The sequence below is a fragment of the Pseudovibrio sp. POLY-S9 genome (assembly GCF_001431305.1).
In the GTDB taxonomy this organism is placed as follows: Bacteria; Pseudomonadota; Alphaproteobacteria; order Rhizobiales; family Stappiaceae; genus Pseudovibrio.
Genome location: NZ_LCWX01000112.1, coordinates 27,958 through 41,342, shown reverse-complemented (window position 1 = coordinate 41,342; position 13,385 = coordinate 27,958). Strand labels below are relative to the sequence as shown.

The 13,385-nt window shown below is 49.1% G+C and carries 6 protein-coding genes; 4 read left to right on the top strand and 2 right to left on the bottom strand.

Translation table 11 applies throughout. From position 1 onward, the window contains the following. Nucleotides 1-282, top strand: a 282-nt coding sequence (locus PPL9_RS33165) for a RidA family protein (RefSeq protein ID WP_208989265.1), incomplete at its 5' end; no start/stop codon positions are given. 72 nt (nucleotides 283-354) lie between these two features. On the opposite strand, the gene PPL9_RS09035 is transcribed toward PPL9_RS33165, so the two are convergent. After that, the gene (locus tag PPL9_RS09035) at nucleotides 355-972 is read right to left on the bottom strand and encodes an NAD(P)H-dependent oxidoreductase (protein ID WP_057462397.1); all 618 of its coding nucleotides are present in this window, start codon (nucleotides 970-972) and stop codon (nucleotides 355-357) included. Nucleotides 973-1,102: 130 nt separating this feature from the next. Here PPL9_RS09035 and PPL9_RS09030 point away from each other — a divergent pair, with 130 nt between their 5' ends. The 3 genes from PPL9_RS09030 to PPL9_RS31230 all read left to right on the top strand — a co-directional run bounded on the left by PPL9_RS09030 (nucleotide 1,103) and on the right by PPL9_RS31230 (nucleotide 4,207). Further along, nucleotides 1,103-1,981, top strand: coding sequence for a LysR family transcriptional regulator (locus tag PPL9_RS09030; protein WP_280139048.1), 879 nt, complete (start codon nucleotides 1,103-1,105; stop codon nucleotides 1,979-1,981). A 666-nt stretch (nucleotides 1,982-2,647) separates the two neighbouring features. Next, complete coding sequence (locus tag PPL9_RS09025) at nucleotides 2,648-3,433, top strand: alpha/beta fold hydrolase (protein WP_082596682.1); 786 nt, start codon at nucleotides 2,648-2,650, stop codon at nucleotides 3,431-3,433. A 6-nt stretch (nucleotides 3,434-3,439) separates the two neighbouring features. After that, the gene (locus PPL9_RS31230; RefSeq protein ID WP_082596681.1) at nucleotides 3,440-4,207 is read left to right on the top strand and encodes a 4'-phosphopantetheinyl transferase superfamily protein; all 768 of its coding nucleotides are present in this window, start codon (nucleotides 3,440-3,442) and stop codon (nucleotides 4,205-4,207) included. On the opposite strand, the gene PPL9_RS09020 is transcribed toward PPL9_RS31230, so the two are convergent. Beyond that, the gene (locus tag PPL9_RS09020; protein WP_057462394.1) at nucleotides 4,154-13,378 is read right to left on the bottom strand and encodes a non-ribosomal peptide synthetase; all 9,225 of its coding nucleotides are present in this window, start codon (nucleotides 13,376-13,378) and stop codon (nucleotides 4,154-4,156) included. The genes PPL9_RS31230 and PPL9_RS09020 overlap by 54 nt on opposite strands. Nucleotides 13,379-13,385: the final 7 nt, after the last annotated feature.

Below are 13,385 nucleotides of genomic sequence, written 5' to 3'. Positions count from 1 at the left end.
CTTTCCGGTCAGGTCGACACCAACGGCAAAACCGCAGCTGACCAGACCCGCGCCATTCTCGCCAACATCGAAAAATTGCTGGAAGACGCTGGCTCCAACAAGTCCCGCATCCTGCAAGCCACCATCTGGCTGAATGATGTTGCCGATTTTGCTGAGATGAACTCCGTTTGGGATGCTTGGGTTGATCCGGAAAACCCACCGGCCCGCGCCTGCGGCGAATGCAAACTCGCCCTCGACAGCCTCAAAGTAGAAATCCTCATCACAGCCGCAGTCGCTGCCTGATCAGAGTGACATAGATAACGGAGAGGGGGATAAGGTCTCCTCTCCTTTTGCTCAAAGCCAACCACTTTTAGTTCAGGCCGCTTCGGAGGTCTGTGTGATCTTGGCAATTTGCTTATGGGCTTCACTCAGGCCCGCTTCTGCGGCTTGTGGTCCCATCGCCAGTCCGTTTGCGTAGATGAACTCGATCTCCGTGATCCCTATCAGGCCCAAGGCCGCTTTCAGATAAGGGGTGATCAGATCATTTGGGGTGCCAAGAAAGTTGCCGCCCTGTGTAACCGAGATATAGCATTTCTTTCCTTCCAGAAGGCCGATCGGGCCACTCTCAGTAAACTGAAAGGTCTGTCCTGCTCGCGTTACATAATCAATCCAGGCTTTCAAAGTGGATGGGATCATCAGATTGTACATCGGAACGCCAAGCACGATGAAATCAGCTTCCTTTAGCTCCAAAATCAAGGTGTGAGACAGAGCCAGTCCAGCTTGTTGTGCTGGCGTCTGAGCTGCCATGGGATCATAGAAGCTTTGGAAAATGCTGTGATCCAGATGAGGGATCGGGTCTTTGCTAAAGTCCCGTTTTATGTGCCGCATTCCCACAAATCTGGAGAGCAGTGCATCGGCCATTGTATTGGAGAGCTGTGAGGACTGAGCGTCCTGTTCTTGCATGCTTGCGTTGATCTGCAACAGAGTTTTCATGAGCTAATTCTCTTAGAAATAAAGTTGGTTGCCCTCCTGTTGGATGCCGGAGGAGCCCAAGTTGCATAATCGACTTGATGAATGGTACAAAATGATTAACTAACGAATTTATCAATAGATTGGATAGACTGTGCCGAGCCTTGAGCAATTGAAGATGTTCATTGCAGCTGCAGAGACCGGTAGCTTTTCTGCTGCTGGCCGGACGATAGGCAAAGGGCAGTCAGCCGTCAGCACCGCCATTGTGAATCTTGAGCTTGATCTGGGTTTTGAGCTTTTCGACCGCTCCACCCGCAAGCCTCAACTCACTGGGGATGGTGAGCGTATGCTGACCTACGCCCGTGCCGTGCTGATGCAGCTCGACAACATGACCTGCGCCGCGCACAGCATTTTTGAAGGAGAAGAGGCCAGCGTGAAGCTTATGCTCGACGATGCTCTTATGCTGCCTTCCTTAAGCAAAATCCTGATTGAGTTCGGCAAGAAATTTCCAGCCACGCGGATTGATTTACTATCCAGTGTCAGTCCTGAAATTCCGGGAATGATCGTTCAAGGTACAGCCGACATTGGCCTCATGTTTTCCGGCGGGACCGTTCAAAAAGGGGTAGAGCAGATGTTCATCGGCAATCTGCCGTTTGTCTCAGTCAGCCATCCCAGCTATCCGCTTACCCAGCTCGCTACAATCGGCGCAAACGAGTTGCTCTCTCACAGACAGCTTCTCTTACGCAGCCCTCAAGGAAGTGTGCTGGACCAGTTTCCTGCGCTCTCAACACAGCTCTGGTACGCAACAAGCTTTCACACAATTCGCGAGCTCGTTCTTCAAGGTGTTGGTTGGGCTTATCTGCCTGAGCATCTGGTCAGCACATCCATCGCTTCCGGCCAACTGGCCCGACTGAACCTGCGCTTCGAGCACAAACTCTGGAGCCCCCCGGTCGAATGCATCAAACCCAAACACACCCGCATGGGCCCCGCCGCCTCATGGCTGTTTGAGAGCATCAAGAATGTTTTGTCGTGAGGACTGATTTACTATATGCACCATGAAACCCACTTAGGACACTTGATTTGAATCGGAAAATTTATTTACTCAGCTGGCGCTCTTGTTCTCTTGTCCTATTTCTCATTCCGACTGTAGTGATCATGTGTCAAACACTCTCTCATTCAAATCAGCCCACCTATCCACAAATTGATGATAGGAAATGCTTTGAGTATAATTAATTATTAGGTCGCTTTAATTTTTGCGTTTACACTTGAGTTCTTTGACAAAGGGCAGCATATTCAGGATAGTATGTATTAGTAATTAATTTCTTATTCATTTTATTCGGAGTAACGATAATTGAAGGCTTATTCATCAAAGTCATAACGCCTAAGAGCTTTGTTTAGGGCCGTTAACTATCGACTTGACATCTGCGATAATAAGTCTCCCTCTCTAGGGCGATGACCTGCGGTGCGTAAAATTCACTCTGACAACTACTAATGTGGGGCATTAAGCCTTATGCATTTTCAAACTAACGTGCGTTTGTATCGCAAGCACTTCACGGCATCGCTGAACATATTCAAACGTTTACATAACCGTAGCAACAGGGCATCTTGTAGATAAATTCATTAGATGATTTACTCGATCTTACCTCAAAACGGCGTATTATTTGCATCACTAGGTTTGTTTATATTGATGGACTTCTAAATGAGTTGTCGATGGCCGTCCCAGTGGTTTGATACTACAGCAGATAAGTGCAAGCTGAACTTAGTCTGTCTGCCTCAGGCGGGAGGCGATACGAGCTTGTATAATCGATGGAAAGCACCGCTAGGTGATCAGGTAAATGTGATGCCTGCTAAATTTCCAGGGCGAGGAACCCGGTTAAAAGAACCAGCAATCAATGCGATGGAAAGGGTTGTATCGCAGCTAGCGCTAGAGATTGAGAAGTTCGGCGGTGCGCCTTTTGCAATTTTGGGGTCAAGTATGGGGGGGTGGATTGCTTACGAGTTGGCGCTCCATCTTTTCAAGCAAAGCGGGCTGAAGCCAACGGCTCTTTTTGTGCTGGCATCGGCGTCTCCTTTTGCTCCAAGAACTCAACCGTTTCTTGATGGGTGTACTCGCGAGGAGATGGTTGATGAGCTCATCTCGTTTAATCCCGAGTTTGCTCAGATTGCACAACATGACGATCTTGTAGACTTGCTTTTACCTGCGATTATAGGTGACTTTGAACTCTGTGAGACTTACAGGCCGCGAGTTCCCCGTCAAATCGCGTCACCAATCTTTGCCTACGCAGGAACTAAGGATCAGATTGTGGAACCACATAAAGTGAAGGGATGGACGAAGTTGAGCTCTGAAACCGTTGCCGTTGATGAAGTCGAAGGCGGGCATTTTTTCATTGAGCATTCTCCAGCTAAAGTCCTTAATCAGATAAAAGATCATGCTGCAAACGTTGTTTGTCAGTTGCACCAGCCTTCATCCATAGAGCTCGCTTAATACATCATGCCTGTTTCATTCTCCGTCTTTGATGCTCAGCATTGGTTTTTGGCTGTGAAAGAGCAATGGCAACGTTGCTGTGAGCCAGGCAAAGTGATGCTTGTTTTGTTGCCATTGGAGTACCCATTTCCAATGGACCAAGCGTTAACCGCTGAAGAGAAAACAAGAGGTGCCCGGTTCAGGTTCTTGCGAGACCGGCGCGCGTTTGCCTTGGGTCGCTGGGTCGTTAGAACCATTCTGGGAGTGGATCAGCCGCCAATACCCTTTCTGCTGCAAGATGGTGGTAAGCCATACCTTTCAGGATACCCGACATTCAATGTGAGTCATTCAGGCGGTTTGGTTGCAGTCGCTTTTGCACATAATGCGCCCTTGGGTGTTGACATTGAACTCAAGCGACAAGGCAGCCAAATGACTGATTTGATGCCGCTCGTTTGTCATCCGATGGAGCGTTTACACATTGAATCAAGGAGTCCCAAGGATCGCTCAGCCATGTTTTATCGCTGTTGGACCCGGAAAGAAGCCATCTTAAAGGCAACAGGTGAAGGGCTGCGTGATGACCTCAGCTCACTTGACGTGAAATTAGAGCAACAGCACCCCTGGATCACTTCAGAACCTCTTCCTTTGAAACTGCTGGATATTGAGGTCGGATGGGAAGGTTACAGCTGTAGCCTCGCAGTGGACCCCGGTATCACTAGTTTAGACGTCCACTCCCCCTTCCAATTACGCCAACTCGAGTGTTTTGGCCAAACCAGCAGTAGCCAATACGTGATCTAACGTTTCTCCCATGAGTATTGAATAGTGATCTGTTTCTACAATCTGCCAGTTTTGTAAATCTGGCAGTAGTTTAACCCAGATCTCACGGGAGTTTGCTGTTGTATTTTGGGTTCCGTTCAACCCTTTGGCAGTTTCAGATGCCAAGAATACACTCGCCTGCCAAAAAGGCGTCGGACTCATTGTATGGTGTGCCATCGCTTCCAGATTGGCTTTCGTACAGCGAACAAGTGCTTCTTGATAGGCCAGTCGTTCATGACTGTTCTCAACAAGGGTTCTTTTGTCTGGCCATTTCGCCTTCAGCTCCTTTAAGAAGATGATTTCGACTTCTTGCTCACTCATTTGCTTCAGGTTTTCGCCAGAGTTTGGTGCAGGCGGATCAATGAGCGTTAAGTTGCCGGGAGCTCTTTGTTGCTTCGAGAAGCAGAGTGCCATTTCTTGAGCAACCCATGCCCCGAATGACCAGCCGACTAAATGAATCCGCTTATTTGCAAACCTTTCCGCTATGGCTTCAGCGTAAACCGCAGCTCTTTCTTTTAAACTGATTTTTGGTAGATCGGGATTTGTGAGGGCAGGATCGGCAATCACGGTGATCCCAATGTTGTCCGGGAGTTTTCCTGCCAGTTCTCGGTATGCTTCAACATCACCTCCGATTGGATGTATGAGAACAACAACTTCATCACCCTCACCAGAATGCCATTGGTGCGGGGCAACTGCATCTGCCCAAGTGCTGTTTGGAGAAGAGGGGGGTGCCCTGTGCTGTTGTTCAACCAGATTCATAATCAGGTCTAAGGAAGTGTTCTTTGGGATTTGGGAGAGTAACACCTGAATGCCATAATTTTCTAAGAGGCTAACGACGTCCAGAAGAGTAAGTGAATCCATACCTAAGTCATAGAGGCATTCATCAGGGGCAAACTGATCAAGTCCAAGCTGTTGCAGAAGAAGGGTTTCTATCTGATCGCGAATGAGTTTTAGTTTGTGTGTCTTGCTTGTTCGCGCATCAGATTTGATCTCGTTCCTGACCAGTGATCGATAGAAGTATCGAGCCTTTTCAACACCACAAGTGCTAACCAGAACTTGTGGTACAGTTGTATGAAGTGCTCGAGAGAATGTGCGCAGGCCTTCTTTGTTGGATAGGCCAAGCGTCAGGTGTTTTTGATGTAGTTCATCTTGCGTATTGGAGTGGGTCGCCATCCCACTTTCGCTCCAGATATCCCAGTTGATGGTGGTTCTGATTGTGTCAGGGGTCACCGGATTGCTGTAATGCGCAAAGCTATCCATTAAGGCGTTGGAGGAAGCGTAGTCCAGTTGGCCAGCTCCCCCTAAAACAGCTGACATTGACGAGCAGTAGATAGCCCTCGTTGGCTTGAATACTTCAATGAAACGCTCAACAAAAATGCTTCCCTCATACTTTGCTAGCATCTTGTTGTAGACTTCTATCGGGTCACGGAAAGAAATCAGATTTCCTTCTCCAACTCCAGAGGCATGGACAACGCCTACAACAGGCATGTTTAATTTGGTGACACTCTCAAACGTCATAGGCCACGTGGCTGGCTTTCCTATGTCAGCCTGTATCAGGTGAATTCTTGTATCAAACTGCAGAAGTTTTTCTGGAATGCACGGATTGCGGGAGATAATTGCGATTTGAGCAAGAGGATCAGCCAGCAGGCTCTTGCAAACTTGAGTTCCAATCGCTCCGTTGCCACCCGTCACCACGAAGAGAGCTGGCGCATCCAGTTTAGTCAGTTCGGCAGTTTGGCCATTTTGGCCATTTTGAGAAAGAGGTAAGATCCTGCATTCCCAAACAAATCCATTACGCAAGGCAAGGCGTTGTGCCTTCATTTCTTCAAGTGAGAGTACAAACGCAACCTCGGGCCAAATGAAACCTTGTTTTGTATCTTCTAAATCCAGCCAGAGTGTCTGGATGCCAAACTCCTGAGGGATCACAGAAAGCGGACCAGCGAGTAGCCCGTGTAGCGGCTGAGCGACTGTACCATTCACCGGTGCAGCTTCGTAAGAGAGCAGGCATATTCTGGATATCTCAAGCCCATATTTAGAGTGAGCCTGAAGCACAGAAGTCAGGCTATCCAGACAAACCTTTTTTGCTTCCTGAAGGCTATCCAACTCATTTTGCTCGCCTTTACAGGACAATGGAAGTGCATGAAGCCAGTCCAACTCTACAAGGTTCATAAATGACAGGTGGCTCAGAAGGTCTTCAACGGAGTCCGTAGAAAACGGATCTACCGACAATTTGTCTGAATGAGCACCAGAAATGCGTCCGTCATAACAAACAGGCACAACACGATGGTAGACGGCATCAAGTGCGGCAAAGTCATCGGAGACGTTGTTCGGATCATATAGGACAACCGCTGTTTTTGATCTCTGCGCTGTTTGGCAACTTCCAACGCGGCAGACTGGTTGCCAAACCATCTGGCTTAGCCATTGTTCCTCTGGCAGGCGTTTTGGAAGGTTTTCACTCGCCTTACTCTTGGCTGCTGGAAGCGCTAACACGTTGTATTGTTGAAGATTGAAGCAATAACCCGGCAAATCCCAAGGCGGCGGAGTACCTGCACTTTGTGACGCAATCTCTTTGCCTGCCAGCCAATCAGCGGCGGTTAGGCTGGCGGGATCGCAAGCTCCTTTATTCTCATCACAGTAATGCGGGACGAATGATCCCAGAGCTTCAATTGTTTCTTCGACTTCATCACAATCGATAGCAAAACGCCATGGGTGTGCTCGCCTGCTTGATTGCAAATGTGAGAGAACCTGCTGAAATGAAGTTGGGTTATGTTCAAGATAATTCTTGATATTTTCTGCCAAAGAAAAAAGTGCAGTCTTGGTGTGTGCTGATAGAACAAGGCATTTTGTAGTTGCGTATTGTCGAAGCTCGTCTTCCGCGGCTTCTCCAATTACAACATGAGCGTTTGTGCCGCCAATTCCGAAACTGCTGACGCCTGCATAACGTGGGCGTGTATCTTCCCATTTTTTGCTGTTGGTCGGGATATAGAACCCCTTTTGATCCAAGCCAAGCTCTTGATTGGCCTGCTCAAATCCAAGGTTAGGGGGTACATAGCCGTGATAGATCGACAGTGCTGCGCGAATTAGTCCAAGGACGCCAGCACCGGCACCTAAGTGGCCGATCTGGCTTTTGACAGACGAGAGTGCGCAGGATGCGATGGGGAGATTACCGTATGCAGATGAAAGGGCTTGTACTTCAATAGGATCACCCAGTTGTGTCCCTGTTCCGTGAGCTTCCACATATCCGACTTGATCACCCCTCACGCCTGCATTCGTAAGGGCTTGACGAATAACGCTTTCCTGCCCGGAAACTGAAGGCGAGGTATAGCTCATTTTGGACCGACCATCGTTATTGATGGCTGATCCTTCGATAACAGCATAGATGCGATCACCATCCGCTCGGGCGCGATCCAATGACTTCAACACCACAACCCCAACACCACTGGCACCGATGGTGCCGCTGGCGTCTTTGCTGAACGGTGAGCAGTTGCCATCCTCGGAAAAGATGTGTTGAGACTGATACTTATAGCCCCCAGTCATATCGGGATCTACAAGCACGCCTCCTGCTAGCATGACATCACACTCACCATTTCGGAGCATGCCTGCGGCTGTATGAATGCCAATCAGCGAGCTTCCACAGGCGGCTTGTAGTGTAATGGCGGGGCCTTTGAGGTCCAGCTGAAAGGCAACCTTGGTGGCGAGGAAGTCTTTCTCATGGTGCAAGGCCATTTGGAACTTGTCGGGAAGGGCGGTTGGAGGTTTGGAGCGAAGGGCTGCGTGATAGTAGGTTGTCTCACCACAGCTTGCTATAACACCGATGTTTTGGTTGGTGTTCAGTGGAGGAATGCCAGCATTTTCAAGAGCATGTACACAGCTCATCAGGAAATGTCGCTGCTGCGGATCCATGAGCGCTGCTTCCCGTGGGCTGATACCGAAGTACTCAGGATCGAACGACATCATTTCGCTCATCTGGCTTCGCGCACCAACGAAATCAGGGTTCTCCGGAGTGAAATGTTCAATTCCGCTTCGATTTTCACGAACCATTGACCAGAACTCGGCCAGGTCGTCTGCGCCTGGGACACGGAGTGCCATACCGATAATAGCAACTTTATCCGCGCTCTGAGTTGTCTTTGCTTTTCTAGTCCGAGTTTCTGATTCCGTTTTTCCTTCAAGATGTTCTGCCAGATCTGAAGGCGTTACATAACGAAACAGATCTGCGATACTGACTTTTTCTTCCGAGGCTTTATTGAGATGCATTTGATAGCGCATCAATTGCAGGGAAGAGCATCCAGCCTCGAAAAATGTTTGGTCCGCAGTGATGGATGCACCAGTGACATGTTCAAAAGCTGCAATGAGTTCATTTGTGCGTTGAATTGCGTTATTTGCGTTTATTTTGCGTTTTTTACGTTCAATCTTGCGCCATTTGCAGCCGGCCAGCGCTCTTTGATTTATCTTTCCACTTGGAGCGCGGGGCCATTCGTCGACCTGTCTGAATTCGTCAACCCGGATGTAGTCAGGAAGCTGTGTTGAAAGATAGTGATCAAGTTCATCTGCGTTGATGGTTTCCACTCGTAGGCTGACATAGGCATGGAGTTTTTTATGCTGGTCATCAAAGACAATAGAAGCCTGTTCGATGGCACCGTGATTTATCAAAGAGGTTTCCAACTGACCGAGTTCAACGCGGTGACCTGAGATCTTCACCTGCTGGTCGTGACGGCCTCCATAGTTTACCTGCCCAAGTTCATCCAGAAAGCCCATGTCGCCGGTTTTGTAATAGAGTTTTGAACCGCCAGTGCCACAATCTGGCTGGAGTATGATAAAGCGTTCTGCGTTCAGCTCTGCATTGTCCAAATAACAACGGTGAACCAGATCGCCGCCTATGAGGAGCTGGCCGCGTTCACCGGATGAAATCGGATGGAAGCTGTCATCTACGATGAGAATATCGGTATTGTGTACAGGTGCGCCAATCGGTGGGCGGGTTGGCCAGTTTGCTGCTGATCCGTGCAATGAGTGGGCGCAAACCACATGCGTTTCAGTTGGGCCATAATGGTTGTGCAGGGATGCCTGGGGCAATTGCGTGAAAAACGCGCGAAGGGCTTTGGTGCAATACAACTGCTCGCCGGCCGTGATCACATTCTTCAGGGCATGGGGGGAAATGTTGAATGTTTGAGCTGCCTCGCAAAACAATTCCAGCGCCACAAAAGGCATAAAGATGCGTTGCAGATTATTGTCACGCATATAACTCAACAAGCGCTGCATGTCCTGTCGCCAAAGAGGATCAATGACATGGAAGCACCCGCCCGAACAGAGCGTTGAAAAGATCTCCTGAAACGAGACATCGAAGGCTAACTTGGAGAACTGCATGGTGCGTTCTCCAGCGGGCAATCCTCCCTGTTGCTGTTGCCAGTGCAACAAATTGCAAAGTGTCTGGTTGTAGACATCAACCCCTTTGGGTTGACCAGTGGAGCCGGAGGTAAACAGGGTATACAAGGGCCTTTCGCGAGCTGAAAATTTCAGAGGATGCTGATGATCGCGCGTGTTTTTGAGTTCTTGCAAATCTACTGGGAGCGCGTGTAAGTCCTTGCGTTCAAGTGCAGAAGGTAAGGATGCCTGCGCTGCATGGAGGATCCCAACTGGTTGGGCTTGCGAAATCACATTCTCCAGCAGCTTTTGAGGATAGCTCAGGTCCAACGGAAGTGCTGTTACACCCAGTTTTGTAACTGCCAGAAGCGAGACTATGTAGTCTGGGGAAGCATCCATATAGAGTGCGACGCGCGCAGGTCCGACAGGTTCTGTTGACCCAAAAATAGTGGACTGCATATAAACAGCCAAAGCATCGGATAGCTCGTCCAACTCGTGATAAGTAAGAGTGTTGCCATCCCATGCCAGGGCAGGTGCATGCGGTGTTAACGAGACTTGTTTGTGGAACCAGCTTGCTACCGTTGTGTATGGCAGTGACTGGCTTGCTCCAGTCACATGCGAAATGCCTTGGTGTGCGTTGAGTTGGAAGACGTTAGCTGCAGGCTCTTCAGTTTCCATCTGAGCCAAGCCAGTGAACATCGTTTGTTCCAGCAGGTTGATAGCATCATTGTCGAAATAACTGAGATCATGCTCCCAGTAGAATTGATAGGTTTCAGCTTCATCAAGAACAGACAGATAAAGCGGGCACTTAGAGGCGATATCTTCAGGGTAAGATAGCTGCGCGCCTTCTCCATTAAGCTTTAGCGTTTCGTAACGGGTGTTTTCGGTCGCAAACATAAATTCAAACGGAATGCCCGAAATAAGCTTCCTTTTCTGGAGATGATCAACCACATATTCGAAGGCAACATCCTGACAGGCAAGGACTCGTTTTGTAGCCTTAGTGAGGGTGCTTGTATTTTGTCGAATAGAGGCTGTTGGGTCGATATTAACCGGAACCAACGCTGTGTTGGCGAACATGCCAACTGTTGCTTCAAACTCTATTGTCAGCCGGTTCGCCACAGGGCTCGCAATTGTGAAACTCGTTCTACCCGTATGCACATAAAGTGCATGGGCAAATAGCGCGTGAAAGACCTGATGAGGTGTTAGTGAAAGACGCTTTGCAATGGTCAACAACTTTGCTCGGGTGGCTGCATCAAGACGTGTCAAACGTGTTCGCCCTGCTGAATCACCTTGCTTCCCTTGATTGTGTGTGAGCACGGGCTTCCAGCATTCCTTCATCTCGGGTGTGTCGTATAGCTTGAAGAGAGCATCTTTTTGCTTGTTGTAGTGTTCAGTTTCCCATAGGAGCGACTGCCATTTCGCAAAATCTAATGTTGTCAGCCCGATTGGCTTTTGGTCCTGTCCTACTTCGTCTGTTTCTGCCTGGAATGAACGGGAAAGATCTTCAAACAAGATATTGAGAGACCAGCCATCCAGAATGATATGGTGCGCATGAAACAGAAGGACGCTGCTGCCATTTGGTTTGTGGACCAAATGAAGTTGAAACAGGCTTGGGTGCTCAAGATCAAATGGTTGAGTGAGGAGTTTGGTTTGGAACTGCGAAATTGCTTCTTCTTCCAAGGTTCCGTGGAAGTGAAACGCCTCTGGATTGCTTTCAGCTACCTGCTGTTGCACCCCATCATCAGTGAAATGGAAGCTGGTGCGCAGTGCCGGGTGTTTTTTGACCAGCTCATATGTTGCGTGACTCAAACTTTCGGCATTCAGATGACCTGAAAACCGAAAAATGAACGGTGTATTGTAGGATATGTCAGCAGGGTTCCGTTGCTGCTGTAGCCATAACCGCATTTGCTCCGAGGTTGCCTGCTCTTTTGCCAAACCTGATGGAGCAAGTGCAGGTGGTAAACTGCTGGCTTGCTCATTGTGCTTGCCAACAATCTCAGAGAGTTCAGCAAATGTCAGGTTTAGAAGCTGTGACGGCGCAACGCGGCAGCCAAATACTGAGTTGAGTTGGTTAGATAAGCTGATTGCTTTGAGTGAATCGCCCCCTGCAGTAAGCAGCGTCTCTTCACGGCTTAACTGCGCCACACTCAATACCATCTCTGCAGTTTGCAGAATGCTGCTCAGAACGGCACCTTCCGAGGCTTGAGAGGAGGAAGTTCGCCGGAATTGAGCAATCTGCATTGCTTGAAGGGCTTTTCGATCGATCTTCCCGTTTGCATTCAAAGGTAACGAGCCAAGGCAAAAGACCTTATGAGGACGCATGTAATCTGGCAGGGACGCAGAAAAATGGGCATCAAGCTCTTCATAATCAAGCTGCTCTTCAAGCGCTAAGTAAGTGTGCAATTCAAGCGGCTTGCCTTGTTCCTGCACTGCTAAAACACAAGCCTGCTGTATCTTCGGATATTGCTGGATGCGCTGTTCGATTTCTTCAGGTTCTACGCGAAACCCGCGTACTTTAATCTGCCTGTCAACGCGGCCCACATACTCAACCAGACCTTGCTGATTGAGGCGGACCAGATCGCCAGTGCTATACCACTTTCCAGAGTTTGGAAGGTTTACAAACCTGCGCTGTGTTTCCTCTGTTCTATTCAAATAGCCATGAGCGACGCCTGCACCGCCAAGATAGAGTTCAGCAGTTTCTCCAATATTGGTGATCTCGCCGTTTGATGACCTTAGCTGACAGTCTGTACTGGCAATGGGATTGCCAATGGGAATGATGCCTGCATCAAAGTCCCGAGGAATTGCAAAGCACAAGGCAAAGGTCGCACACTCTGTCGGGCCATAAATATTGTATATCTGACAGGTGCTTTCAGGGTTTGCAGCATACCATTTCTCGATCGTTTTCGGGTTCAGCTGCTCCCCGCCAATGAGCAGATGCCCAAGCGTTCCAAAGCAGTCAGTCCCGTGATCGACCATCGCATTGAACAGAGAAACTGTCATGAACATGGTTGAGATCGATTGCTGCTCCAGTTGCCGGGCAAAGCCTACAAAATCGGTGAGTTCGTCACTGGAGAAAACGACACTACATCCACCAGTTAAAAGCGGTACCCAAACATCGAAGCTGAGTGCATCAAACGCAGGGTTGGAAATGTGCGCGTAGCGATCTCCGATATGCATTGGGACAAAGCGGGGTTGATGGGCAAGCCTCTCGATTGCTGAGAGAGGCACTTGAACGCCCTTGGGAGCACCCGTTGTTCCAGAGGTGTAAAACAAAAACGCCGTTTTCGCCAAAGGATAGCGCGGGAGGTCATCGCTATTCTCATGCAGGCTTTGTATGAGCAACTGGTCAGCAGGAAGGATCTGATGCGCTTGTCGGGAAAATGGTGTGGATGCACTCGCCTCTGGCACGATGAGAAAACGTGTTTGGCTATCAGTTAAGATTGCTGTTTGCCGGTCTGGCGGGCTGGCGGCATCTAATGGGACAACCGTTGCTCCCGCTTTCAGTATCGCGAGCATGACAACTATGAGCTCTTGAGAGCGAGGCAAACAGACGGCAACCACATCGCCGTTTTTTACGCCGTGGCCTCTCAATGCTGAGGATACTTGTGAGGAGCGGACGTTGAGCTCTTGGTAGCTGAGGATACGATCATGATCCTGCACCGCGGCCAGTTCAGGAAAATGGTCCGCATAAAAGCTGATACTACCTAGTAACGAAGATTGGACGGGTCCCTGATCTCCAATTTCCAAATCATAAGAGGTCGAGGCTAAATATTCATGAGAAGTGTTGATAGTCATGTAAGCC